The 23715-nt window shown below is 58.8% G+C and carries 25 protein-coding genes and 1 pseudogene; 5 read left to right on the plus strand and 21 right to left on the minus strand.

Annotated features, from left to right (window positions below):
* Position 1 precedes the first annotated feature (1 nt).
* Positions 2 to 598 (minus strand): bifunctional nicotinamidase/pyrazinamidase, encoded by a 597-nt coding sequence (gene pncA, locus ABJO75_RS11700; protein ID WP_348128306.1) that lies wholly within the window; start codon positions 596 to 598, stop codon positions 2 to 4.
* Positions 599 to 697: 99 nt separating this feature from the next.
* Here pncA and ABJO75_RS11705 point away from each other — a divergent pair, with 99 nt between their 5' ends.
* Positions 698 to 1600: a rhodanese-related sulfurtransferase gene (locus tag ABJO75_RS11705; protein WP_348128308.1), complete on the plus strand. Its 903-nt coding sequence runs from the start codon at positions 698 to 700 to the stop codon at positions 1598 to 1600.
* A gap of 19 nt (positions 1601 to 1619) precedes the next feature.
* Here the strand turns inward: ABJO75_RS11705 and ABJO75_RS11710 are convergent, their stop codons facing one another.
* Positions 1620 to 2840, minus strand: a complete 1221-nt coding sequence (locus tag ABJO75_RS11710; RefSeq protein WP_348128311.1) for an MFS transporter — start codon at positions 2838 to 2840, stop codon at positions 1620 to 1622.
* 135 nt (positions 2841 to 2975) lie between these two features.
* Here ABJO75_RS11710 and ABJO75_RS11715 point away from each other — a divergent pair, with 135 nt between their 5' ends.
* A complete protein-coding gene (locus tag ABJO75_RS11715; RefSeq protein ID WP_348128314.1) occupies positions 2976 to 3740 on the plus strand; it encodes an SDR family oxidoreductase in 765 nt (254 codons plus the stop codon).
* Here ABJO75_RS11715 and ABJO75_RS11720 read toward each other — a convergent pair whose 3' ends face one another.
* The 4 genes from ABJO75_RS11720 to ABJO75_RS11735 form a co-directional block, all read right to left on the minus strand.
* A complete protein-coding gene (locus tag ABJO75_RS11720) occupies positions 3741 to 4085 on the minus strand; it encodes a hypothetical protein (protein WP_348128316.1) in 345 nt (114 codons plus the stop codon).
* Positions 4078 to 4905, minus strand: a complete 828-nt coding sequence (gene dapD, locus ABJO75_RS11725) for a 2,3,4,5-tetrahydropyridine-2,6-dicarboxylate N-succinyltransferase (RefSeq protein ID WP_348128319.1) — start codon at positions 4903 to 4905, stop codon at positions 4078 to 4080. Before dapD ends, ABJO75_RS11720 begins: the two co-directional genes overlap by 8 nt.
* Positions 4906 to 4993: 88 nt before the next feature.
* Positions 4994 to 5629 carry a glutathione S-transferase family protein gene (locus ABJO75_RS11730; protein WP_348128322.1) on the minus strand — a complete coding sequence of 212 codons (636 nt, stop codon included), beginning with the start codon at positions 5627 to 5629 and terminating at the stop codon, positions 4994 to 4996.
* Between the two features lie 4 nt (positions 5630 to 5633).
* Complete coding sequence (locus ABJO75_RS11735; protein WP_348128325.1) at positions 5634 to 6557, minus strand: threonine/serine dehydratase; 924 nt, start codon at positions 6555 to 6557, stop codon at positions 5634 to 5636.
* A 76-nt stretch (positions 6558 to 6633) separates the two neighbouring features.
* Here ABJO75_RS11735 and ABJO75_RS11740 point away from each other — a divergent pair, with 76 nt between their 5' ends.
* Positions 6634 to 7476 (plus strand): TIGR00730 family Rossman fold protein, encoded by an 843-nt coding sequence (locus ABJO75_RS11740; protein ID WP_348128328.1) that lies wholly within the window; start codon positions 6634 to 6636, stop codon positions 7474 to 7476.
* Positions 7477 to 7575: 99 nt separating this feature from the next.
* On the opposite strand, the gene glpK is transcribed toward ABJO75_RS11740, so the two are convergent.
* The 9 genes from glpK to glpD form a co-directional block, all read right to left on the minus strand.
* Positions 7576 to 9060, minus strand: coding sequence for a glycerol kinase GlpK (glpK, locus tag ABJO75_RS11745; RefSeq protein ID WP_348128331.1), 1485 nt, complete (start codon positions 9058 to 9060; stop codon positions 7576 to 7578).
* Between the two features lie 105 nt (positions 9061 to 9165).
* Positions 9166 to 10887: an ABC transporter substrate-binding protein gene (locus ABJO75_RS11750; protein WP_348128334.1), complete on the minus strand. Its 1722-nt coding sequence runs from the start codon at positions 10885 to 10887 to the stop codon at positions 9166 to 9168.
* A gap of 73 nt (positions 10888 to 10960) precedes the next feature.
* Positions 10961 to 11233 carry a DUF2160 domain-containing protein gene (locus ABJO75_RS11755; RefSeq protein ID WP_348128337.1) on the minus strand — a complete coding sequence of 91 codons (273 nt, stop codon included), beginning with the start codon at positions 11231 to 11233 and terminating at the stop codon, positions 10961 to 10963.
* Between the two features lies 1 nt (position 11234).
* Entirely contained in the window at positions 11235 to 11843 is a 609-nt protein-coding gene (locus tag ABJO75_RS11760; protein WP_348128340.1) for a hypothetical protein, read from the minus strand.
* Positions 11844 to 11856: 13 nt separating this feature from the next.
* Positions 11857 to 12708, minus strand: a complete 852-nt coding sequence (locus ABJO75_RS11765; protein ID WP_348128342.1) for a carbohydrate ABC transporter permease — start codon at positions 12706 to 12708, stop codon at positions 11857 to 11859.
* 3 nt (positions 12709 to 12711) lie between these two features.
* Positions 12712 to 13581, minus strand: a complete 870-nt coding sequence (locus ABJO75_RS11770; RefSeq protein ID WP_348128345.1) for a sugar ABC transporter permease — start codon at positions 13579 to 13581, stop codon at positions 12712 to 12714.
* Positions 13581 to 14663: an ABC transporter ATP-binding protein gene (locus ABJO75_RS11775; protein ID WP_348128348.1), complete on the minus strand. Its 1083-nt coding sequence runs from the start codon at positions 14661 to 14663 to the stop codon at positions 13581 to 13583. The genes ABJO75_RS11770 and ABJO75_RS11775 overlap by 1 nt, the downstream gene beginning before the upstream one ends.
* A gap of 13 nt (positions 14664 to 14676) precedes the next feature.
* Positions 14677 to 15765: an ABC transporter ATP-binding protein gene (locus tag ABJO75_RS11780; protein WP_348128351.1), complete on the minus strand. Its 1089-nt coding sequence runs from the start codon at positions 15763 to 15765 to the stop codon at positions 14677 to 14679.
* Positions 15766 to 15778: 13 nt separating this feature from the next.
* The gene (gene glpD, locus ABJO75_RS11785; RefSeq protein ID WP_348128352.1) at positions 15779 to 17374 is read right to left on the minus strand and encodes a glycerol-3-phosphate dehydrogenase; all 1596 of its coding nucleotides are present in this window, start codon (positions 17372 to 17374) and stop codon (positions 15779 to 15781) included.
* A 266-nt stretch (positions 17375 to 17640) separates the two neighbouring features.
* Between glpD and ABJO75_RS11790 the strand changes: the two genes are divergently transcribed.
* A complete protein-coding gene (locus tag ABJO75_RS11790; protein ID WP_348128355.1) occupies positions 17641 to 18408 on the plus strand; it encodes a DeoR/GlpR family DNA-binding transcription regulator in 768 nt (255 codons plus the stop codon).
* On the opposite strand, the gene ABJO75_RS11795 is transcribed toward ABJO75_RS11790, so the two are convergent.
* The 3 genes from ABJO75_RS11795 to hemC form a co-directional block, all read right to left on the minus strand.
* The gene (locus tag ABJO75_RS11795; protein ID WP_348128356.1) at positions 18405 to 19085 is read right to left on the minus strand and encodes a GNAT family protein; all 681 of its coding nucleotides are present in this window, start codon (positions 19083 to 19085) and stop codon (positions 18405 to 18407) included. The genes ABJO75_RS11790 and ABJO75_RS11795 overlap by 4 nt on opposite strands.
* A gap of 93 nt (positions 19086 to 19178) precedes the next feature.
* Positions 19179 to 20129, minus strand: a complete 951-nt coding sequence (locus tag ABJO75_RS11800; RefSeq protein ID WP_348128359.1) for a fatty acid desaturase family protein — start codon at positions 20127 to 20129, stop codon at positions 19179 to 19181.
* A gap of 73 nt (positions 20130 to 20202) precedes the next feature.
* Positions 20203 to 21147: a hydroxymethylbilane synthase gene (gene hemC / locus ABJO75_RS11805; RefSeq protein ID WP_348128361.1), complete on the minus strand. Its 945-nt coding sequence runs from the start codon at positions 21145 to 21147 to the stop codon at positions 20203 to 20205.
* Positions 21148 to 21249: 102 nt separating this feature from the next.
* Here hemC and hemE point away from each other — a divergent pair, with 102 nt between their 5' ends.
* Positions 21250 to 22293, plus strand: coding sequence for a uroporphyrinogen decarboxylase (hemE, locus tag ABJO75_RS11810; protein WP_348128364.1), 1044 nt, complete (start codon positions 21250 to 21252; stop codon positions 22291 to 22293).
* A gap of 20 nt (positions 22294 to 22313) precedes the next feature.
* On the opposite strand, the gene ABJO75_RS11815 is transcribed toward hemE, so the two are convergent.
* The 3 genes and pseudogenes from ABJO75_RS11815 to ABJO75_RS11825 form a co-directional block, all read right to left on the minus strand.
* A complete protein-coding gene (locus ABJO75_RS11815; RefSeq protein ID WP_348128366.1) occupies positions 22314 to 23048 on the minus strand; it encodes an NYN domain-containing protein in 735 nt (244 codons plus the stop codon).
* A 29-nt stretch (positions 23049 to 23077) separates the two neighbouring features.
* Positions 23078 to 23578 carry an N-acetyltransferase gene (locus tag ABJO75_RS11820; protein ID WP_348128369.1) on the minus strand — a complete coding sequence of 167 codons (501 nt, stop codon included), beginning with the start codon at positions 23576 to 23578 and terminating at the stop codon, positions 23078 to 23080.
* Positions 23575 to 23715 (minus strand): annotated as a pseudogene (locus ABJO75_RS11825) (S-(hydroxymethyl)glutathione dehydrogenase); the annotation flags it as partial. The gene ABJO75_RS11820 and the pseudogene ABJO75_RS11825, both read right to left, overlap by 4 nt.

Below are 23715 nucleotides of genomic sequence, written 5' to 3' on the forward strand. Positions count from 1 at the left end.
ATCAGCCGAGCTTTACGCCGGCGCCCGCCATGCCGTTCATTGCAGCGGCGAGCGAACCGTTCAGGTCAATGGCACGGCAGAGGTCACGGTCGAGCGTCACCGAAAAACCCAGCTTTGCCGCATCCACCGCCGAGAAGTTGACGCAGAAGTCGGTGGCGAGGCCAACCATGGTCAGATCGGTAATGCCGCGCGTGCGCAGATAGCCCTCAAGCCCGGTTGGCGTGGTCTTGTCGTTCTCAAAGAACGCGGAATAGCTGTCGATCGCGGGGTTGTATCCCTTTCGAATGATCATGTCGGCGCGGTCTGTGTTCAAATCCTCATGAAAATCTGCGCCCGAGGTGCCCTGGATGCAATGGTCGGGCCACAGCACCTGTGTGCCATAGGGCATTTCAACCGTCTCGTATGGCGCTTTGCCCGGATGAGATGAGGCGAACGACGAATGCCCCGCCGGATGCCAGTCTTGCGTCAGGATCACGGTGGGGAAATCGACCATCAACCGATTGATGCCGCCCACGATCTGGTCGCCGCCGGGTACGGCCAGCGCGCCACCGGGGCAGAAATCATATTGCACGTCGATCACGATAAGAGCGCGGGTCATATCTGTCTCCTTGGTCCTGTGCTTATGGGTAAGCGGGCGGTTGGGCCGCGTCAATGCAGGCCCTTGCGCCACAGGCCCCGCAGGGCTAATTGGCGGCGCATGTATACCATCGCCGCCCTTTACCACTTTACCCGGTTCGCCGACCCCGCCGCGCTGAAACCCGCGTTGCTGGAGCTATGTCAGTCGCAGGATGTGACCGGGACGTTGCTGCTCGCCGCTGAGGGAATCAACGGCACGATTGCCGGGCCGCGCGGGGGGATCGACGCAGTGCTGGCGCATATCCGGTCTCTGCCGGGTTGCAGCGATCTGGAGTGGAAGGAATCCACAAGTTCCGAGCCGCCGTTTGGTCGGATGAAGGTCCGCCTGAAGAAAGAGATCGTGACCATGGGCCAGCCGGATGTCGATCCGCAGGCGCGTGTGGGCCACTATGTCGATCCAAAGGGGTGGAACGATCTTATACAGAGCCCCGATGTTGCGGTTATCGACACGCGGAACGATTACGAGGTCGCGATCGGAACCTTTGACGGCGCGGTCGATCCACAGACCAAATCCTTTGGTGAATTTCCCGAATGGTGGCAGCAGAACAAGCACAGGTTTCACAACAAGCGGATCGCAATGTTCTGTACCGGCGGTATTCGTTGCGAGAAGTCGACCAACTATTTGTTGGGGCAGGGTGTAGAGGATGTGTACCACCTGAAAGGCGGTATCCTGAAATACCTTGAAGAGGTGCCGGCGGATGACAGCGCCTGGAACGGTGATTGCTTTGTATTTGACAATCGCGTCAGCGTTGGCCACGGACTAAAGGAAGGACCGCACGAGCTGTGCCATGGGTGCCGCCGCCCGATCCTCCCCGAAGACATGACGCGGCCGGAATACGAAGCGGGCGTGTCGTGCCATCATTGCGTCAACGAAACGTCAGAGGCCGACAAGGGTCGGTTTCGCGAACGTCAGAAACAGATGCGTCTGGCACGCGAGCGGGGCGAGGTGAAATCGTCTCGCTGAGGCCATCCGCCTGATCGGATCAGGCTGTCACCGCGCGCGGCGCGCGAGGGCGGGTGCGAAGCAACAACATCACCATGATCGCGATATTCAGACCATTCCAGACGATGCCGTTCGCAAAGGCGATCTGGTAACTGCCAGTGATGTCGTAAAGCCAGCCTGACATCCAGCCGCCCAACGCCATCCCGAGAATTGTCATCATCAGCACGAATCCAACCCGCGCGCCCGCCTCCTTGGCGGGCATGTATTCGCGTACGACCAAGGCATAGCTGGGTACGATGCCGCCCTGGGCGAGGCCAAACACGGCGCTGACGATGTAGAGTGACACCATCCCGTCGTAAGGCAGATATAGAAACAGCGCGAGGCATTGCAGGATCGAGCCGACCAACAGGGTCATCACTCCGCCCAACCTGTCTGCGACCACGCCTGAGATGACCCGGCTGACCACTCCACCCAAGAGCATCAGAGACAGCATTTCAGCCCCGACCGCGGGGCCATACCCAAGACCGACGCAATAGGCGACGATATGAACCTGTGGCATCGACATTGCCACACAACAAGCGATGCCCGCAAATCCAAGGATGTATTGCAGCGTGCGGGGGCTGAACCCGGCGCTGCGCGCGCGCAAGGCCGATGCCGCTTCGGCGGCAGTGTGGGCCTCGTCAGGGAGCCGGCGACGCAAGAGCAGCGACAGTGGAATCAAGGCCACCAGCGTTACGATGGCCAAGGTCATGTAGGCCTGCCGCCAACCACCGTCGGCGAGCATATCCGCGAGCAGCGTCGGCCAGATTGCGCCAGACAGGTAATTGCCGCTGGCCGCCAGCGCCACGGCAATGCCGCGCCGTTTGAGGAACCAATGCGAAATGTCGGCGATCAGTGGGCCAAATCCAACGGCGGTGCCAAGCCCGAGCACCAGATGTGCCAGTGAAATGGTGAACATGGTCGGCGCAATCACCGCCAGCCCGTAGCCGACGGCAATGCCAAAGGCCGCCCCGATCAGCGCAAAGGTTACGCCAAACCGGTCAACCACGCGCCCGATCAACAGATTGCCCACCGCAAAGCCGATCATCGTCAGCGTATAGGGCAACGACGCCTCGGCTCGACCCGCGCCAAATTCGGTTTCAATCGCTGGCAGCACAACCACGACGGCCCACATGCCCGCGTTGGCCACCATGCCGATCAACAACGTGATGCCCAGCCGAAGCCACGAATAGGTGCTGTCATGGATTGAAGTGGTGCTCATGAGGCGCACGCTAGGCTCGGTCGTGAACAAAGCAAAGACCTATAATCATGCGCGGTTCAAATTCGCACCTTGCGGTGCGCCGGGGAAGCAATGCAAAACGGCATCCGCCGGCATATACATTCAGGAGACTCCCGCATGACCCAGTTGCCCACCCCGCCGAGTTTCAGCCTGATCCGAAAGACCGCCCTCGTCACCGGTGCTTCCTCTGGCATCGGGCAGGGGTGTGCCGTTGCACTGGCCGAGGCGGGCGCGCATGTGGTGTGCACCGCGCGCGGGATGGAGCGGCTTGCGTCGACGGTCGACGCGATGGCGGCACGGGGCTGGTCGGTCGAGGCGTTGCAGATGGATCAGGGAGACCTCGCGCAACTGGAGACAGCGCTTGATGGGCGGCTCTTTGACATCGTGGTGAACTCGGCCGGTGCCTCGCATCCCAAACCGGCGTTTGAAACGGAACCTGCGGAATTCGATCAGGTGATGAACGTTAACCTGCGGTCTGCCTATTTCCTTTCGACCTGGGTTGCCAAGGCGTTGAAAGACGCCGGGAAACCAGGCTCGATCATACATCTGTCAAGCCAGATGGGCCATGTCGGCGGGATCGATCGTACGGTCTATTGCGCCTCAAAATGGGGGTTGGAGGGGATGATCAAGGCGATGGCGGTCGAGTGGGGACCTTACAATATCCGCGTCAACGCAATTGCCCCGACATTCATTCGCACCCCGCTCAGCCAGGTGACGCTTGATCGGCCTGATCGGGCAGGCTGGATTAAGGACAAGATCAAACTGGGCCGGATCGGAGAGGTTCAGGACATCATGGGCGCGGCGTTGTATCTGGCATCGGATGCCTCTGCGCTGGTCACGGGCACGTCCTTGCTGGTCGATGGCGGATGGACCGCAGGCTGATCAGGCTTCGTCCCCGAAAAACGGTGTCATCTGCGCGATGATAACCGCGTTTTCGTCCAGCGCCCGCTGCATTAGTGTGCGCTCTTCGTCGTCGATCTCGTGGCCCTCGGCCTCGCGTTCGGCGAGGGTGCCATATCCAGTCACGTCCAGCGGAGCGGTGTCGGCCTGTTTCAGGATCGCTACCGTTTCACGCACGGCTTCGGCCTCGTCTATGCCGCTGGCAAAGCACATCAGCGCAGCGCCAGTAGCGTCCTTGGGCAATCCGTCGCCGGTCTTGCGCCCGATCTGTACCAGCAGGGTATAGACCTGCTGGCGGCTCGGTTTCTTGGCGGGTTTGTCAGTCACGCAACAGCTCGTTGATGCCGGTCTTGGAGCGGGTTTTGGCGTCGACCCGTTTCACGATTACTGCGCAATAGAGGTTGATGTTGTTCTTGGAAGGCATCGAGCCAGCAACCACCACCGAGTAGGGCGGCACTTCGCCATACATGACATCGCCGGTTTCGCGGTCGACGATCTTGGTGGATTGGCCGATGAACACGCCCATGCCCAGCACAGACCCTTCGCGCACGATACAGCCTTCGACCACTTCGGAGCGTGCACCGATGAAACAATTGTCTTCGATGATTGTGGGACCAGCCTGCATTGGTTCCAAAACGCCGCCAATGCCGACGCCGCCGGACAAATGCACGTTCTTGCCGATCTGGGCGCAGGACCCGACCGTGGCCCATGTGTCGACCATGGTGCCTTCGTCGACATAGGCACCCAAATTGACGAAGGACGGCATCAGTACGACGCCCGGCGCGATAAAGGCTGATTTGCGTACGATACAGTTGGGCACGGCACGAAAGCCGGCGTCTTTCCACTGGTTATCGCCCCATCCAGCGAACTTGCTGTCGACTTTGTCCCACCAGCCGCCGTTCTGCGGACCACCGGGATGTTGTTCCATATCCTTGATGCGAAAGCCGAGCAGCACGGCCTTTTTCGCCCATTGGTTCACGTGCCAGCTGTTGTCGGCCTGTTTCTCGGCAACACGCAGGCTGCCGCTGTCAAGAGCGTTCAGCGTATCTTCGATGGCCTCGCGCTGTTCGCCGGTGGTCGCGGGCGTGATCGTATCACGCGCCTCCCATGCGGCTTCAATGGCGGTTTCCAGCTGCGCGTTGGACATGGACGAGTCTCCTGTGATCAATCGTTGACAGCCCTATAGCGGGGCGCGCGGTGACAAACAATGTGAAGCGTGCGTTCGTGGCCGCGCGTCAGGAATTGACGCGGGTCAGAGGAGGGCAGGTATCGCGATAGGAAGGATACTTGGTAATTTCCCTGAACCAGCGCCCTAGCGCCGGATATCTGCCGAGCACCTCGGCCCCTTCGGGCGCTGCGTTGAAGAATCCGATCATCGGGGCGAGGTGGATATCGGCGAGGGTGACTGTACCCGGCGCGAGAACCAGCCCTTCACCGGCGATGTCGTTTAGTGCGCTCAGGACGGGATCGGCACGTGCCAACCCATCGGCGATACATCCTTCGTCCGCAGTATCGCCGAGTGCCGGGGCGACCACGCGTTGGGCAAAGACCATGCGGACAAGCGGCCAGTAGGCTTGCGTATCTACAATGCTCTGCACCTGCACCATCCGGGCAACGGCGTGCGGGGCGGAAGGCGACAGCGTGCCCTTTGCAAATTTCGCATCGAGATAACGCAGGATCGCGGTGGTTTCCCACAGTTCGAAATCATTATCGCGCAGGGTTGGAACAAGGCCGAAAGGATGCGGGTTGGGTCCGGTGCCGGAAAACGGATCAACCTCATTGATCTGTGCTGTCAATCCAAGATGGTGCAGCGCCATGCGAATGATCTGGCAATAGACGCTGGGTGGATAGGCATAGACAACAAGGCTCATCAAGCTATTCGGAGAACGGATCAGGTGCGATATTGCCGCCACAGATCAACACCGCGACCTTTTCACCGGGCGCAGGCTGATAGGCACCTGACATAAGGGCGGCGAGGGCGGTTGCGCCTGCGGGTTCCACAAGTTGGCGGCAGCTGCGCCATAGGGCATGCTGCGCCGTTGTGATCGCGTCATCCTTGACCAGAATCGAGTCGCCAAGATGCTGCTGGGCGAGTTCAAAACAGATCGATCCGATCCGCCGCGCACCAAGCGCATTTGCGGCGACACCGGAAACTTCGACATCAACGGGATTCCCGACCTTGAGGGCCGCGTGCAAAGCGCAAGAGGTTTCAGGTTCGACCGCGACCACCTTGCGCGCACCGGTCAGCCACGCCAGCGCGCCCGCGATCAGCCCGCCGCCGCCCACGGCAATCAGCACGGTGTCAGCCGTCAGTCCCTGTTCTTCCCATTCGCGGGCGCAGGTGCCTTGCCCTGCAACCGTGCCAGGGGCGTCATAGGCGTGGATTTGCATGGCGCCGGTTTCGGTCTCGTAGGCCTGCGCCATATTCAGCGCGTTGGAATAGTTGCCGGGCACAACCGTTAGCTCGGCACCTATTCCCCGGATCAGCGCAATCTTGGACGGACCAGCCATTTCGGGCACGAAGATATGCGCCTTGTGGCCCAGCTGGTGTGCGGCATAGGCCACCGCCGCGCCATGATTGCCGCCGCTGGCCGCAACCAGTCCAGCCTCAGGCACCGGTTCGCTGAGCAATGTGTTGAACGCTCCCCGCGCCTTGAAACTGCCAGTGTGCTGCATCTGCTCAAGCTTTGCCTGAACCGGAAAGGGCAGGTCGATGTCGGTCAGGTCCACAAGCGGCGTTCTGACCACATGGCCACGCACTCTGCCTGCGGCTTGTTCAATCTCTGATTTCCAATCCATCGTCGGGCCCTGTTGCTGGTCTTGCCGATCCGAACCCTATAGGGCTGGAGTGAACACGCAAGCATGGATCCCCTCGATGACTGAAGACCGACAGAGCCCGTTCCGCGATGCCCATCTGGACCGCGATACTGCCGAGCATGTACCTGATACGCCGCAAACCCGTTCACCCGCCTATCGACTGGCCTTTGCGGATGAGGATTTCCTGTGCCGGGACGAGCTGCGCCCTGTCCGGTTGCAGCTCGAGCTGTTGAAGCCCGAGCTGATGCTGAACGAGCGGGGGATCGAAAGCACCATTGTCATGTTTGGTGGCGCACGTATCCCTGACCCTGCCAACAAGGCCAGCGCCCGGACCGAAACGCTCGCTGAGCTTTCAAGGTTCTATGACGAGGCGCAGATTTTTGCCCGGCTGATGACCGAAGCGTCAATCCAGACCGGTGGGCGCGAGAACGTGGTTGTAACCGGCGGTGGCCCCGGCGTGATGGAGGCGGGCAATCGCGGTGCATTGGAGGCCGGTGGACATTCCATTGGGCTGAACATCGTACTGCCGCACGAGCAGGCGCCCAACCCCTATGTGACCCCGGAACTGAGTTTCAACTTTCACTATTTTGCCATTCGCAAGATGCATTTCCTGATGCGCGCAAGGGCGATCTGCGTGTTTCCCGGTGGGTTCGGCACACTGGACGAAATGTTCGAATCCCTGACGCTGATCCAGACCGGACGCATGGAGCGCGTGCCGTTCCTGCTGTTCGGACGCGCGTTCTGGGAAAAGGTCATCAATTGGGAGGCCTTGGCCGACGCCGGGACGATTTCAGCCGAGGATCTCGACCTGTTCTGTTTTGTCGAGACCGCGAAAGAAGCCGCAGACATCATCCACAACTGGGAACCCGCCCCGCCGCGTGATAGCATTCCGGGTCGGTAGTGATCAAAGGCGGCGTGCGGTAACAGCGCGAATGCAGGCTACGCGGGCCGCGAGCGCAAGGCTTTGCAACACCGCAAGACTGGCCGGACAGAGCTTGGTTCAAAAACTCTGTGCCGCCGCGACCGCCCGCTTCCAGGCCGCGTATTTGTTTGCGCGGACGTCTTCGTTCATTGTCGGAGCAAAGCTGCGCTCCAGCGCCCATATATTGGCAAAGCCGTCCATGCCGGGATAAAGCCCCGCCCGCTGACCGGCCAGCCATGCGGCACCCATAGCCGTGGTTTCCAGCACTTCGGGCCGATCAACCTGTGCGCCCAGAATATCGGCGAGGAACTGCATCGCCCAGTCCGATGCGCTCATCCCGCCATCAACGCGCAGGGCGGTGTCGCCTGACGCGCCCCAATCGGCCTGCATTGCCTCAAGCAGGTCGCGGGTCTGATAGCCGACGCTTTCCAGTGCCGCGCGCGCGAATTCCTCGGGCCCGGAGTTGCGGCTGAGACCGAACACCGCGCCCCGGCAATCGGCGTTCCAATAGGGTGCGCCCAGTCCGGTAAAGGCGGGCACCAGCACCACGTTCTGCGCCGCGTCTGACTGATCCGCCAAGGCATGTGTTTCGCCTGCCTCTTTGATAATCTTCAACCCATCGCGCAGCCATTGAACGACCGCACCGGCGACAAAAATTGATCCTTCCAGCGCATAGGTCGGCTTGCCATCCAGCTGATAGGCGATGGTGGTGAGCAGACGGTTTTGCGACACAACCGGTGTTTTCCCAATGTTCAAAAGCGCAAAGCACCCCGTGCCATAGGTTGATTTCATCATGCCGGGTTTGAAACAGGCCTGACCGATGGTCGCGGCCTGTTGATCGCCCGCAACGCCCAGGATCGGGAGCTCTGCGCCCAGCAAATCCGCTTGGGTGTGTCCGAAATCAGCGGCGCAATCGCGCACTTCGGGCAGCATTCCCATCGGCACCCGCAGCATGTCGCACATCGTTTGCGACCAATGCCCTTTGCGAATGTCATAGAGCAATGTGCGCGCCGCGTTGGTGGCATCGGTCGCGTGGACCTTGCCGCGAGTCAGGTTCCAGATCAGCCAGCTGTCGACGGTGCCAAAGGCCAGTTCGCCGGCCTCGGCGCGCTGCCGGGCGCCATCGACGTTGTCCAGTATCCAGGCCGCCTTGGTGCCGCTGAAATACGGATCAAGCAGCAACCCGGTCCGTTCGTTGGCTGTGGCCTCGTGCCCTTCGGCCTTGAGGGCCTGACAGATGTCAGAGGTGCGCCGATCCTGCCAAACAATCGCGTTGTGAATCGCCTTACCGGTCGCTCGGTCCCATACCACGGTGGTTTCACGCTGGTTGGTGATGCCGATCGCGGCGATGTCGGCTGCTGTCGCGTCCATTTGTTCCATCGCTGCACGACAGGTGGAAACGGTCGTAGTCCATAGATCGTTGCAATCATGTTCAACCCAGCCGCTGGCCGGAAAATGCTGGGCGAATTCTTCCTGTGCGACGGTCGCGATCTTTAAGTCCTGATCAAAAAGGATCGCGCGGCTTGATGTTGTGCCCTGATCTATCGCCAGAATGAACGACATCTGTTTCCTCCCAGAAAATGCCCGGCAAATTCCGGACTGCCCGTACCTGAATGTCAAATGGAAAAACGAAATGTGCCGGGGCCCAAAGGCCCCGGCAGGTCCGGCTTACTGCCAGGATTTGATCAGCTCATCATAGGCGATGGTCTGTGGTTCTTCGTCCTCGTTGTCCAGTTTCGCAACGGGCGAACCCGGCTGTGCATACCAGTACTCAGGATCCTGCGGCTCGTTCATCTTGGGGCCGATATCCCCTTGAATGCCCGCACGTTCCAGACGCTCCATGACCTTTTCCTGTGCTTCGCACAGAGCATCAAGCGCTTCCTGAGGTGTCTTTGCACCGGACATCGCGTCGCCGATATTCTGCCACCACAGCTGTGCCAGCTTGGGATAGTCGGGCACGTTGGTGCCAGTCGGCGACCATGCCGTCCGGGCTGGCGAGCGGTAGAACTCCACCAGACCGCCCAGTTTCTTCGCCCGCTCACTGAAGTGGTCGGAGTCGATGGTCGATTCACGAATAAACGTCAGCCCAACGTCCGCTTTCTTCAGATCCACCGTCTTGGAGGTGACGAACTGTGCGTAAAGCCACGCGGCCTTGGCGCGATCCACGGGGGTGGATTTCATCAAGGTCCACGAGCCCACATCCTGATAGCCAACCTTCTGACCATCTTTCCAGTAGACCCCGTGCGGCGATGGCGCCATCCGCCATTTCGGCGTGCCATCCTCGTTCATCACGGGCAGGTCCGGCAGAACCGTTGCCGCAGTAAAGGCTGTGTACCAGAACATCTGCTGGGCCACGTTGCCTTGTGCGGGGATCGGTCCGGCCTCGCCAAAGGTCATGCCGGCAGCGGCGGGGGGCGAGTATTTCTGCAGCCATTCGATCGCCTTGGTCACGGCGTAGACCGCCGCAGCGTCGTTGGTTGCACCACCACGTGCGACACAGGACCCAACCGGCTGGCTGTTCTCGTTCACCCGGATGCCCCATTCGTCAACCGGCAGACCGTTGGGTTCGCCGACGTCGCCCATTCCGGCCATCGACATCCACGCGTCGGTATAGCGCCAGCCAAGGCTCGGGTCTTTCTTGCCGTAGTCCATGTTGCCAAAGACGTCGCCATCGACACCCATATGGCTCAGGTCACGACCGGTAAAGAACTCGGCGATGTCTTCATAGGCTGACCAGTTGACCGGAACGCCCAGATCATAGCCAAACGCCTCTTTGAAGTCGGCCTTGTTCTTTTCGTCGTTGAACCAGTCATAGCGGAACCAATAAAGGTTCGCGAATTGCTGGTCGGGCAGTTGGTACAGTTTGCCATCCGGCGCGCTGGTGAACTGGGTGCCGATGAAATCGTCGAGGTCCAGACCGGGGTTGGTCACATCCGCGCCTTCGCCCGCCATCCAGTCGGTCAGGTTACGGACCTGCTGATAGCGCCAGTGGGTGCCGATCAGGTCACTGTCGTTGATATAGGCGTCATAGATGTTTTCGCCCGACTGCATCTGGGTCTGCAGCTTTTCAACCACGTCGCCTTCGCCGATCAGATCGTGCGTCACGTTGATGCCGGTGATTGCCGAAAACTGCGGCGCAAGCACCTGGCTTTCGTATTCATGGGTCGTGATGGTTTCTGAGACCACCTTGATGTCCATGCCAGCGAATGGTTTGGCCGCATCGATGAAGAACTGCATCTCTGCTTCCTGCTCGGCACGATCGAGCACCGACAGGCCGGCGATCTCGTCATCGAGAAAGACCTTGGCCGCCTCCATGTCGGCCCAGGCCGGCATCGCAAGGCACGCGATCATCGCGCCCGTTGCAGTGGTTGATTTCAAGGATAAGTTCATGTTTGTCCTCCCTAGACTTTATTGAACTGCGAGTGTCGGGTTGCCCGGTTACATCCGGCCATTCCGTTTTGAACTAGACCCAGCGGAACACCGCCGCGGCGTAGATCAGGCAGACGATCAGCGCATAAGGTTGGTTTGCGCCGACCAATCCAAGCCAGGCCAGATTGATAAAGGCCGAGCCAAGAAGCGTGATAAAGAGCCGATCCCCCCGCGTGGTTTCAATCCTGAGGATGCCCACACGCGGCGTTTCCGGGAATTTGATCGCGAGGATCGTGAAAGTGATGAGCAGCGACGCGATCACTATGAAGAAGATTGCGGTCGGCCAAGTCCATGCCATCCATGCCATTTCAATTTTCTCCAAATCTTGTGCAGGTCTTGTCGATTTCCCATTTGGCCGTTGTGCCGCCAGACGCCCCGAACACCAATTTGAAGTCGGCACTAAGGCTCATTGTGATTTCGGATGGGCGCGCAGGGGAGGAGCAGAATTCTGCTGCAATGTAGTTTGTCGCATTTCTCATTGTACGAACGGCGCGTTTGAAGCCACCGTCTAAGCCCAATTCAGAACTCGCTTGTGTAACAATGGCGGTATACTTATCTGCCCCAATAACGCTAAATTTTGTGCCAGCATCTGCATCAAAGCCCATCACTCCCTTTATCGATCCGTCGCTCGCCTTGATGGTTGATACAGATGGCCCAAATACTTGGATAATTTCTCCGTTGCCATCCACTGCCGCAACTCCGTATTCTGGAACGGAGATATCCAGTATCGGTGCTTTCATTTGATATTCCGAACTACTATCCCAAAAGGGTTCTGATCTCTCAAAGCTCTCTACTGTTACTCCATCTGCTTCCAATTCGTCGTTGAGTCTATTGATGAAGTCATTACTAGCGATCTCGTCAGCGAAACCGATGGAGGACGTCAGCAAGAGCACTAAGGCGCAAAAATCCAGCCGCATTGAAAATATCTCCTTACACCCTTCCCAAGGCAAAGCCCTTGGCGATGTAGTTGCGCACGAAATAGATCACCAGCGCACCCGGCACGATGGTCAGCACTCCGGCCGCCGCCAGAACGCCCCAGTCAATCCCTGCGGCGCCCTGCGTCCGGGTCATGATCGCCGCAATTGGTTTTGCGTCAACCGTGGTCAATGTCCGGCTCAGCAGCAGTTCCACCCAAGAAAACATGAAGCAGAAGAACGCCGCAACCCCGATGCCACTGGCGACCAGCGGCATGAAGATCTTTACGAAGAACCGACCAAAGCTGTAGCCATCCAGATAGGCGGTCTCGTCGATTTCCTTGGGCACGCCGCGCATGAAGCCTTCGAGGATCCACACGGCGAGCGGCACGTTAAACAGACAATGCGCCAGCGCCACCGCGATGTGCGTGTCAAACAGCCCGACCGAAGAATAAAGCTGAAAGAATGGCAGCGCGAAGACCGCAGGCGGCGCCATCCGGTTGGTCAAGAGCCAGAAGAACAGGTGTTTGTCGCCCATGAAACTGTACCGCGAGAACGCATAGGCGGCGGGCAGGGCGACGGTCAGGCTGATCACCGTGTTCAACACCACGTAGATCAGCGAGTTGATATACCCTTTGTACCAGGCCGGATCGGTCAGGATCGTGGCGTAGTTGGCCAGCGTCAGATCGCTGGGCCAGAGGGTGAAACTGTTGAGGATCTCGGTGTTGGTCTTGAGGCTCATGTTCAACAGCCAGTAGATCGGCAGCAAGAGGAACAAGAGGTACAGCGTCATCACCACAACGCTGCCCCTTATCGGGAACTTGCGGCCCGGACGGGCGATGGCGGGGGTCAGGTTTTGATCTGTCATGGTTCAGTCCCCCTGCCGTTCGACGTTGACCATCACGGTATAGAACACCCATGAAATCAACAGGATCACCAGAAAGTACATCAGCGAGAACGCCGCCGCCGGTCCCAGATCAAATTGTCCGAGCGCCATTTTCACAAGGTCGATGGACAACAGCGTTGTGGCATTGCCCGGTCCACCGCCGGTGACCACAAAGGGTTCGGTATAGATCATGAAACTGTCCATGAACCGCAGCAGGATCGCGATCATCAGAACCCCCATCATCTTGGGCAGTTCGATAAAGCGGAACACTTTCCAGCGGCTCGCCTGATCGATTTTGGCCGCCTGATAGTAGGCATCGGGGATCGATTTCAGCCCGGCATAGGCCAAAAGCGCGACCAATGAGGTCCAGTGCCAGACATCCATCACGATAACCGTGACCCATGCCGCCAACGTGTCCTGCGTATAGTTGTACGAGATTCCGAGCGCATCCAGCGTATAGCCCAAGAGGCCGATATCGACCCGTCCGAAAATCTGCCAGATTGTACCAACCACGTTCCACGGGATCAGCAGGGGCAGGGACATCAGCACGAGACAAAAGCTGGCCCAAAAGCCACTTTTTGGCATGTTCAGCGCGACGTAGATGCCGAGCGGAATTTCGATAATCAGGATGATAGCCGAAAACATCAGCTGCCGCCCCAAGGCGTCCCACATCCGTTCGGATGAGAGCATTTCCTCAAACCATTCCAGCCCCGCCCAGAAAAACTGGTTGTTGCCGAAAGTGTCCTGAACCGAATAATTCACCACGGTCATCAGCGGGATCACTGCCGAAAACGCCACCAGCAACAACACCGGCAGCACAAGGAACCACGCCTTTTGGTTAACGGTCTTGTCCATCACGCAGCCTCCCCTTGCGGTTTCACGCGCCAGTCATTGGCGTAGACGTTTACATGCGCTGCATCGAAGGTAACGCGATTCATGTCGGCACTGACGGTGTCGTCTTCACCCGCGATTATGTTGATCTCGTTTCCAAACAGCTCTGCGCGGATGATCTTGTGACGGCCCACGTCCTCGATCCGGCGCACGGTGACGGGCAGGCCGTCGCTCACGCTGAGCCGTGCAAATTCCGGCCGAATGCCCAGTTCTACCTTGCCGTCGAGCGGGCCGTAGCCGTGCGCAAGCGCCACTTCGGTTCCGTCGACAATGGCACGATTGCCCTCAATCTGCGCGGGGATCACGTTCATACCGGGCGACCCGATGAAATAGCCGACGAACGTATGTTCCGGCGTTTGAAACAGCTCGTCCGGGGTGCCAATCTGCACCACGCGTCCGTCATACATGACCACCACCTTGTCGGCAAAGGTCAACGCCTCGGTCTGGTCATGGGTCACATAGATCATCGTGTGACCGAAATCGTGATGCAGACGTTTAAGCTGCGTGCGTAATTCCCACTTCATATGGGGGTCGATCACTGTCAGCGGTTCGTCAAACAGCAACGCATTTACGTCCTTGCGCACCATGCCACGGCCCAGACTGATCTTTTGCTTGGCGTCGGCTGTCAGCCCGCGCGCCTTGCGGTCCAGCCAGTCCTCCATGCCGATCATCCGGGCAATTTCCTGCACCCGCTCGGCGACATAGGTTTCGTCGCGCCCGCGATTGCGCAGCGGAAACGCCAGATTGTCGCGCACGGTCATCGTGTCATAGACGACCGGAAACTGGAAAACCTGCGCGATGTTGCGTTCGGCCGTAGGGGCGTGGGTCACATCCTGATCGTCAAACAGGATTCGCCCCTGACTGGGTTGGAGGAGTCCCGAAATGATATTCAGAAGCGTTGACTTGCCGCAACCGGATGCGCCAAGCAAAGCATAGGCGGCGCCGTCGTCCCAGTCGTGGTTCAGTTCCTTCAGCGCAAAGTCATCCTCGCCCTTGGGATTGGGCAGGTAGGAATGTGCGAGATTGTCGAGCGTGATCTTTGCCATATCTTACCCCCCCTCAGGCTGCCATTGCATAGGCGGCGGGTGCGATCAGCGCGCCATCCTCGCCAAAGATGTAAACGTGGCGCGGATCCAACCACACCGTCAGTGCCTCGCCCAGTGCCAGATCATGCACCCCGTGGATCAGGCCGACCCACCGTTCGCCGTGATGATCAAGGTGAATAAAGGTTTCCGACCCGGTCAATTCCGTCACACCCAACTGGGTGACGAATTGCATTGCGTCCGCTGCGTGCTTGCCGATTTCAAGATGGTTGGGGCGGAACCCTGCAGTATAGCGACCATCCGGCAGGTCAGCGAGCTTGCCAACCGCGGGCGTGCTTTGTCCGTCTCCGAAAGCCAGTTGGTTTCCGGTCTTGGAAACCGCGAGGAAATTCATCGGCGGATCGGAAAACACCCGTGCAGTCGTTGCATCGACCGGTTGGCGGTATACCTGCGGCGTCGGGCCAAACTGTGTCACGCGACCTTCCCACAGGGTTGCGGTATTGCCGCCGAGCAACAGCGCCTCTTCCGGTTCGGTGGTGGCGTAGACAAAGATCGCGCCTGATGCCTCGAAAATCTTGGGGATCTCGATGCGCAGTTCCTCGCGCAGCTTGTAATCCAGATTGGCCAACGGCTCATCCAGCAGCACCAGACCGGCGTTCTTGACCAAGGCGCGGGCCAGCGCGCAACGCTGTTGCTGCCCACCGGACAGTTCCAGCGGTTTGCGTTGAAGTTGCGGTGTCAGCTGCATCAATTCGGCGGTTTCGCGGACCCGCTTGTCAATCTCAGCCCGGTCCAGCCCCAGCAGTTTCATCGGGGACGCGATGTTGTCATAGACGCTCATCGACGGGTAATTGATGAACTGTTGATAGACCATCGCGACCTTGCGGTCCTGAACACGCATTCCGGTCACGTCTTCGCCACGCCAGATGATCTTGCCGGTCGCGGGCACATCCAGCCCGGCCATCAGGCGCATCAACGATGTTTTGCCCGAAAGAGTCGGCCCCAACAGCACGTTCATCGTACCGCTTTCCAGCGTCAGATCAGTGGGGTGAATATGCGTTTGCCCCCCAACCGTCTTTGAAACGCCTTTCAGTTCCAGCGTCATCGACGCGCTCCTCTCATATCGCCGCCGCCTTCGCGGGACTGTTATGTCTGACCATCCAGTCGTCAATCGCGGCAATCTCTTCTGTGCTCAGTCGTAAGCCCAGCTTGCTGCGCCGCCAGACCACGTCTTGGGCGGTTCGTGCGAACTCTTGTTTCATCAACCACGCCAATTCGGCTTCGGTCAATGTGGCTCCGAAATCCTGACCGAGATCGCTGGCGGTTTCTGCCGTTCCCAGGATAGAGCGGGCCTCGGTGCCATAAGCCCGCACCAGACGTCGCGCCCAGACATTGCTCAGGAAAGGATAGGCGTTTTTCAGGTCCGAGACCTGCGTTTCGAACCCGTCCACCGGAAAGTCGCCACCGGGCAAGGGCACGCCAGCGGTCCAGTTGTCTTTGATGCCGCCCAGTTCCGCGCCGATCTTGTCCATCGCGCTCTCTGCGAGACGGCGATAGGTGGTGATCTTGCCGCCAAAAATATTCAGCACCGGCGCACCATTCGCGTCAACCTTTAGCGTGTAATCCCGTGTTGCCGCCGTCGCGCTGCTGGCACCGTCGTCATAGAGTGGCCGCACCCCGGAATAGCTCCAGACGATGTCGTCCTCACCGATATCCTGTTTGAAATACTGATTTGCAAAATCGAGCAAATATTGCCGCTCTTCGGGCGTACATTCAGGCCGGACATCGGGGTCGTGGTGTTCTGCGTCAGTGGTTCCGATCAGGGTGAAATCGGTCTCGTAGGGTATCGCAAAGATGATCCGCCCGTCGGTGCCCTGAAAGAAATAGCACTTGTCGTGATCGTAAAGCCGCCGCGTTACGATATGCGATCCGCGCACCAATCGCACACCTTCGGTCGAATTCAGCCGTACGGTGTTCTGGATCAGATTGCCGACCCACGGCCCACCTGCATTGACCAACATCCGCGCGTGATGCTCGCGGGTTTCGCCGGTCTCGGTGTCTTTCGTTTCGATGCGCCAGATTTCCCCTTCGCGCGTCGCTGACAGTACTTTGGCGCGGGTCATCACCTGCGCGCCATGGGCTGCTGCATCGCGAGCGTTCAATACCACCAGCCGCGAATCTTCGACCCAGCAGTCGGAATATTCGAACGCTTTTTCAAATCGGTCGTCCAGCGGCGCACCTTCGGGCGAGCCGCGCAATTGCAAAGAACTCGCGCCCGGCAGAATCTCGCGCCCGCCCAGATTGTCGTACATGAACAGACCCAAACGGATCAGCCATCGGGGGCGGCGGCCCTTCATCCACGGCATAACGATACTCAGTAGGCGAGAGGTCGGTGTTTCCGATTCAAACCGCATATCTTCATGATAAGGAATGATAAATCGCATCGGCCAACTGATATGCGGCATTGCCCGCAACAGCGTTTCCCGTTCGATCAACGCTTCGCGGACAAGCCGGAATTCGAAATACTCCAGATAACGCAGCCCGCCGTGAAACAGTTTGGTTGACGCCGAAGAGGTTGCGCTCGCCAGATCGTTCATCTCGGCCAGCGTTACCGAAAGCCCACGTCCGGCAGCATCACGGGCGATACCGCAGCCGTTGATGCCGCCACCGATAATGAAGAGATCGGTTACACTGATGTCCCGCTGATCCGTCAAACGTCCCTCCCATGGCGTAAGCCGTGCCTGAATCTATGCCAAACCCTTTGGCTTACGGCAACAGGTCATTTTCGTTTTTTTTCGCTTTCATTCAGGCGATTGATTTGTCGATGTAATTTTGATCTTAGAACGCACAATGTCACGTTTTCTCGCCTGCATTCCCTCAATCACACGGCGAATTTGACCGAATCTCGCGCGCAGACTCACATGCGCTTGCCCTGTTGTTGAATTGATGGCACCATAAACGCGCAAAAACGAACACGGACATGTCGCAAACTCTTCGCCACCCCGAAATCATCGAAATCGCGCGCCGCGATGGCAAGGTTACTGTCGACGGGCTTGCGTCGCATTTTCATGTCACATTGCAAACGATCCGGCGGGATCTGACCGAACTGGCCGAGGCTGGTCGGCTGGAGCGGGTTCATGGGGGTGCGGTGCTCCCTTCTGGTACCCATAACATCGGCTATGAAGAACGGCGCTCTCTGCACGCCCCAGCCAAGACGGCCATTGCAAACGCCTGCGCGGCGCAATTGCCGGATGACATTTCGCTTTTCATGAACATCGGAACCAGCACCGAAGCCGTGGCACGGGCATTGCAGGGTCACCGCAACCTGATGGTCGTGACCAACAATATGAACGTGGCCAATATTCTTGCCAACAGCCCCGATTGCGAGGTCATCGTGACGGGCGGCAATCTTAGGCGGTCCGATGGCGGGTTGGTTGGCAACCTCGCGGCCAATACGATCCGTCAGTTCAAGTTCGACCTCGCAGTGATCGGCTGTTCAGCGCTGGACCGCGACGGGGATCTGTTGGATTTCGACATACAGGAGGTCGCAGTCAGCCAGGCCATCATACGCCAGTCGCGCCGAACCTTCCTTGTTGCGGATCACTCCAAATTCACCCGCAGCGCCCCGGCGCGCATTGCCTCGCTGGCGGAAATCGACACCTTTTTTACTGACAAACCGCTATTGCCGGAACTCGCGAAAAACTGCGAAGCGTGGGATACAAACGTGGTCTTGCCCAAGACGCGTTAGTCCTGCGCCAGACAGGCCTGTAGTTTCTGTTTTTGCTGACCGGACTCGTCGAAATTTTCGGGGGTTAGCCAGCTCTCGTAACCGGCCTTTAGTCGCGGCCAGTCGCCATCGACGATCGAGAACCATGCCGTATCCCGGTTCTGACCTTTGACGATCATATGCTGCCGAAACACGCCTTCGGCCACAAAGCCAAAGCGCAGCGCCGCAGCTTTTGACGGGAGATTGTCATCATTGCATTTCCATTCAAACCGCCGATATCCCAGATCATCAAACACATGTTTCATGAACAGGAACAGCGCCTCGGTCGCGCCGCGCCGCCGGGACAGGTCCGGTCCCCAATAGATATTACCGATCTCGATCACACCGTTTTGCGCATCGATCCGCATCAGCGTTTGACGCCCGACTGCGGTGCCGGTTTCACGGTCGATGACAGCAAAATAGAGGGGATCGGCGCTCGCTTCTGCACGGTGCATCCAGTCCATGAACTCTGTCTCTTTCTGCGCGGGGTATTCCGGCAGCCAGCGAAACCTGTCACCCGCATCCGCGACGCTGGAGGCACCAAACAGGTCTGAACCGTGCCGCTCCGCATCCAAGGGTTCCAGCCGCACATAACGGCCTTCGATCACCTGCCGTTCAGGTATTTGGCGCGGTGTCCATTTGCTCAGGTCTTGGGGCACTGTCGCATCCTTTTGGTGGTCGTCCTATTTCACCACCATCAACACTACATTCCCCGCCCAGAGCAAGGCGAGCGAAGGAAAATTGACGATTTCCTACGGCTCGGCTGTTTTCCAACCGGCCTCGACCAGCGCCTGCCGGTACGACGGCGCAACGCGCATTTGCTCGGTGACACCCTTTTCGGTCAAGAGCTCATGCATCTTTTTCAAACGCCAGCAGGGGACATGCATCACAAGGTGATGCTCCAGATGGTAGTTTACCCAATAGGGGGCGACAAACAGGCGCGCGATTGGCCCGGCCAGCGTAGTGCGCGTGTTTTGCAGTGGGTTTTCGGATGCTTCCGTTGCGCCATGCTCGGCAATATTGCGCACCCGCAGGACGAATTGAAACCAGGTGAGATAGGGCAGCAGCCAGAATGCAAGTCCCCACCACCAGTCTCCGATGGCACCCATCAGAACGATGATCCCGATAAAGACCGGCAAGGATTTGAACAGGTCGCGCGCCTTGAACGCTTGTGCGAAATCACTCGACGCGGCTTCTACGGCCTCATCATCGCCCGCCAGCCGGATCGACATCATGATCTGCGCGGCGAGTTGTTTGTAACCGGTTTGACCCGTCAGATCCCGGATGAATTTACGTTTTAACGATGCGCGCGTCGTCGGGAACTTGGACGAGAGCGCCAGATCCGGGTCCTTGTCGGTTTGGGTGAACCGATGATGCGTCAGGTGATAGTGCCGATAGGCCATAAGTTCTGCGAGGATCGGCCGACCGCAAAACCATTCGCCCACGACATCATTCAGCTTGCGCGATTTGAACAAGGCGTTATGCGCCGCCTCATGCATCAGGATCGCCAAACCCAATTGCCGCGATCCGACAACAAGAACCGCGAACACAAAGGTCAGCGGGTTGGGCCAGATAGCGAACAAGGCCACCGCCAAAGCAATCGTGGCCCAGCAATGAGTGACCAGCCAAAACCCCATGAGATCGGATCGCTCCGCCAATGGGCGAATTTCATCGGTGCTCAGAAACGCCTTTCCCGGTGTCATATGCAGGATCCTCCTGCAATAGCGTCCCAGATCGCGGTGCAACCTGTCAAACAGATCGCGGCGTCACTTTGGCTCAGTGCCAGTCAAAGAAGCCTTCGCCAGCCTCTGCAAGCAGTTTCTCCGCCATCGCCTGACCAAGCTCTGCGCCATCTTTGATATCGCAGGCTTGATCGTCATGAATGCGTTCTGACCCATCCGGGCGCAGCACCTCGCCGCGCAATCGCAGCTGCCCGTTGTCAAGTTCGGCAAGCCCGGCAATCGGCGTTTCGCATGATCCATCGAGTGCCGTCAGAAACGCCCGTTCCGCAGCCAGCCGTTCGCCGGTTGGCGTATCATGAATGGCTGCCAGCATATCGGCGGTGCGTGTATCAAACGTGCGGCGTTCAATCCCGATGGCCCCTTGCGCAACCGCCGGCAGCATCGAATCCTCAGAGATTGGGGTGGCAGGCACATCGTCACGCTTTAGCCGATTGAGTCCTGCCATTGCGAGAAACGTGCAATCGGCCACGCCTTCGTCAAGTTTGCGCAATCGGGTCTGCACATTGCCGCGAAACTCGACCACGTTCAGGTCGGGCCGCCGATTCAAAAGCTGTGCCTTGCGCCGTAAGCTCGACGTGCCGACGGTCGCGCCCTCGGCCAGTTCGGTCAGCGCTGATTTCGTGGGGGAAACAAAGCCATCGCGCACGTCTTCGCGCGGCAGATAGGTATCCAAAAGCAGACCGGCGGGTTGTTGTACCGGCATATCCTTCATCGAATGTACGGCGATGTCGATCCGACCCTGCAGCAAGTCGTCTTCGATCTCGCGGGTGAACAGCCCCTTGCCGCCGATTTCCTTGAGCGGCCTGTCTTGAACAGCGTCACCCGTGGTCTTGATCACCACGATCTGGAACACCTCATGTGGCAGATCAAAGGCGCGTGCCAGACGGTCGCGCGTTTCATAGGCCTGCGCCAGCGCCAGAGGAGAGCCTCGGGTGCCGATCCGCAACGGAGTATCGAGCGTGGGAAGTTGTTGTGTCATGCGTCCTCTTTAGTCGCGTCAAATTAGCCTTACAAGCGCTCGGGCTTGACATTGTCGCCCCCAGACAGGACGCATGGCGCGAAATGTATTCGGGAGGCCGCGATGAGCGAGACCAAAAAGATTTTGCGCGCATTGGCGGGTGAAACACAGGCGGTGCCGCCGATCTGGATGATGCGTCAGGCTGGACGTTATCTGCCCGAATACCGCGCCACACGGGCCGAAGCGGGAGATTTCCTTTCGCTGTGTTACAACAGTGAACTGGCGGCAGAGGTCACGCTGCAACCCATTCGCCGCTATGGCTTTGACGCCGCAATCCTGTTTGCGGATATTCTTTTGATCCCACAGGCCCTTGGGGTCGATCTGTGGTTCGTGACCGGCGAAGGGCCGCGTCTGTCCACGGTAACGACCCAAGGCGATTTCGACGTTCTAAAGCCCGCTGACGCGATCCACGACACGCTGTCGCCGATCTATGACACCCTTCGCATTCTGACAGGTGCCTTGCCGTCTGACACCACGCTGATTGGTTTTGCCGGTGCCCCGTGGACGGTGGCGACCTATATGATTGCGGGTCGTGGCACGCCCGACCAGGGACCGGCCCATGCGCTGCGCGAGGAAAACAAGGCGCTGTTTGAGGCGCTGCTTGATCGGATCACCGACGCCACGATTGATTACCTGTCGATGCAGATCGAAGCGGGTGCCGAAGTCGTCAAGATTTTCGACAGTTGGGCCGGGTCGTTGCGCGGAGATGATTTTGACAAATACGCCATCGAACCCTGCCGCCGCATCACCGCAGCGCTGAAACAGCGTCACCCGTCGACCCCGGTCATCGGGTTCCCGCGTGAGGCCGGTGAGAAATACGTGGGTTTTGCCCGTGCGACCGGCGTCGATTGCGTGGCGCTGGACAATTCGGTCGATCCCGCCTGGGCCGCCGCCCATGTTCAGACCGACGGGTGTGTGCAGGGCAATCTGGCCTCTTCACATATGGTGACAGGGGGGCAGGCGCTGATCTACGACACCCGCGCCATAGTCCGCGCCTTTTCGGGCGGGCCACATATCTTCAATCTGGGACATGGGATCACACCCGATGCCGACCCGGAGAACGTGCGGTTGATGATTGATACCGTGCGTGAAGGTTCGGTTGACTAGACGTCCGTTCAGGCGGCCCGCTAATCGAGCCGCCGCACCAGTATCTGATTCCCATCACCGCGTTTGGTTTCAAAGACCTTCAGCGTCGCGATTAGGTCGCTGAGCTTGCGTTTGCCATAGCTGCGAGTGTCAAAATCGGGATTTGCGGCGGTGATGAACTGTCCGATCTGACCCAGTGTGAACCATTCGTCGTCCTGATCAATCGCGTCCATCGCCCGGATCACCAGTTTGGCCGGATCATCCAGTGCCGAGGTCGGCTCGACCTGTTCGTCGCTTTTGGTCTGTTTTGGCTTGGGTTTCGGGGCGTCTGAAATCAAGTTCTCGACATAGATGAACCGCTTGCATGCCTTGACGAAGGCCGTCGGGGTCTTGCGCATGCCCATACCGAACACATCGAGGCCCTGTTCGCGGATGCGGCTGGCCAGCCGGGTGAAATCGCTGTCGGACGAGATCAGCACAAAGCCGTCAAACCGCCCGGAATGCAGGATATCCATCGCATCAATCACCAACGCGATATCGCTGGCGTTCTTGCCGGTGGTGTTGGCGAACTGCTGGTGCGGCACGATCGCCAACGCCGCCAGTTTTTCCTTGGTCCAGCCTTGCGGGCCGCCACCTGCGAAATCACCGTAGATGCGGCGGATGCTGGCCTCGCCAAGCGATGCGATTTCTTCGAACATCGCCTCGGCGTGTTTGGCGGAAATGTTGTCAGCGTCGATGAGGACAGCAAGAAGCGGGGGTTTTGCAGGGTTTGTCATGGGCTTGGCCTATCGTAAGGACGGGACTCTCACAACCGGCGATACATCACCAGCGCATCAACCAATCCGACTTTCGGGTGGCGAAAGGCATTGGGTAGACGGCCGACGGTGTCAAATCCGGCACGGGTCCAGATATCGATGGCGCGGACGTTGCTGGCAACGACAAAATTGAACTGCATTGCGTAATAACCAGCATCACGGGCGGATTGCAGGGCATGGTCCAACATGAGACGCGCCACACCCTTTCCCCGCGCTGCGGGGGAGGTGACAAAGCCGCAATTGCAGACATGCGCCCCGCCACCCCGCTGATTTGTCTTTAAGTAATAGCTGCCGAGGGTTTGGCCATCATTTTCGACGATCCAGACTCCGGCGTCAGCGCCGCACCAGTAGTCCAGCGCGCCATTGCGGTCGATGTCCGGGTCCATTGCATAGGTATCCCCCGCCCGAAAGACCGGGCGGAGCATGTCCCACAGCGCGTCATGGTCCGCCTCAGTCGCGCGGCGTAGGGTGATTGCATCTGAGTTGCTCAATACTCGACGACAGCCCTGATGGATTTGCCCTCGTGCATGAGGTCAAAGCCCTTGTTGATGTCCTCAAGACTCATGGTGTGGGTGATCATCGGGTCGATTTCGATCTTTCCGTCCATGTACCAGTCGACGATTTTCGG

It is taken from the genome of Sedimentitalea sp. (genome assembly GCF_039973035.1).
Lineage (GTDB): Bacteria > Pseudomonadota > Alphaproteobacteria > Rhodobacterales > Rhodobacteraceae > Sedimentitalea.

Excerpts from the sequence above, each read along its gene's own strand:
- pncA (WP_348128306.1), bottom strand. The coding sequence starts at position 598 with ATGACCCGCGCTCTTATCGTGATCGACGTGCAATATGATTTCTGCCCC.
- ABJO75_RS11705 (WP_348128308.1), top strand. The coding sequence starts at position 698 with ATGTATACCATCGCCGCCCTTTACCACTTTACCCGGTTCGCCGACCCC.
- ABJO75_RS11710 (WP_348128311.1), bottom strand. The coding sequence starts at position 2,840 with ATGAGCACCACTTCAATCCATGACAGCACCTATTCGTGGCTTCGGCTG.
- ABJO75_RS11715 (WP_348128314.1), top strand. The coding sequence starts at position 2,976 with ATGACCCAGTTGCCCACCCCGCCGAGTTTCAGCCTGATCCGAAAGACC.
- dapD (WP_348128319.1), bottom strand. The coding sequence starts at position 4,905 with ATGTCCAACGCGCAGCTGGAAACCGCCATTGAAGCCGCATGGGAGGCG.
- ABJO75_RS11730 (WP_348128322.1), bottom strand. The coding sequence starts at position 5,629 with ATGAGCCTTGTTGTCTATGCCTATCCACCCAGCGTCTATTGCCAGATC.
- ABJO75_RS11735 (WP_348128325.1), bottom strand. The coding sequence starts at position 6,557 with ATGGATTGGAAATCAGAGATTGAACAAGCCGCAGGCAGAGTGCGTGGC.
- ABJO75_RS11740 (WP_348128328.1), top strand. The coding sequence starts at position 6,634 with ATGACTGAAGACCGACAGAGCCCGTTCCGCGATGCCCATCTGGACCGC.
- glpK (WP_348128331.1), bottom strand. The coding sequence starts at position 9,060 with ATGTCGTTCATTCTGGCGATAGATCAGGGCACAACATCAAGCCGCGCG.
- ABJO75_RS11750 (WP_348128334.1), bottom strand. The coding sequence starts at position 10,887 with ATGAACTTATCCTTGAAATCAACCACTGCAACGGGCGCGATGATCGCG.
- ABJO75_RS11755 (WP_348128337.1), bottom strand. The coding sequence starts at position 11,233 with ATGGCATGGATGGCATGGACTTGGCCGACCGCAATCTTCTTCATAGTG.
- ABJO75_RS11760 (WP_348128340.1), bottom strand. The coding sequence starts at position 11,843 with ATGCGGCTGGATTTTTGCGCCTTAGTGCTCTTGCTGACGTCCTCCATC.
- ABJO75_RS11765 (WP_348128342.1), bottom strand. The coding sequence starts at position 12,708 with ATGACAGATCAAAACCTGACCCCCGCCATCGCCCGTCCGGGCCGCAAG.
- ABJO75_RS11770 (WP_348128345.1), bottom strand. The coding sequence starts at position 13,581 with ATGGACAAGACCGTTAACCAAAAGGCGTGGTTCCTTGTGCTGCCGGTG.
- ABJO75_RS11775 (WP_348128348.1), bottom strand. The coding sequence starts at position 14,663 with ATGGCAAAGATCACGCTCGACAATCTCGCACATTCCTACCTGCCCAAT.
- ABJO75_RS11780 (WP_348128351.1), bottom strand. The coding sequence starts at position 15,765 with ATGACGCTGGAACTGAAAGGCGTTTCAAAGACGGTTGGGGGGCAAACG.
- ABJO75_RS11790 (WP_348128355.1), top strand. The coding sequence starts at position 17,641 with ATGTCGCAAACTCTTCGCCACCCCGAAATCATCGAAATCGCGCGCCGC.
- ABJO75_RS11800 (WP_348128359.1), bottom strand. The coding sequence starts at position 20,129 with ATGACACCGGGAAAGGCGTTTCTGAGCACCGATGAAATTCGCCCATTG.
- hemC (WP_348128361.1), bottom strand. The coding sequence starts at position 21,147 with ATGACACAACAACTTCCCACGCTCGATACTCCGTTGCGGATCGGCACC.
- hemE (WP_348128364.1), top strand. The coding sequence starts at position 21,250 with ATGAGCGAGACCAAAAAGATTTTGCGCGCATTGGCGGGTGAAACACAG.
- ABJO75_RS11815 (WP_348128366.1), bottom strand. The coding sequence starts at position 23,048 with ATGACAAACCCTGCAAAACCCCCGCTTCTTGCTGTCCTCATCGACGCT.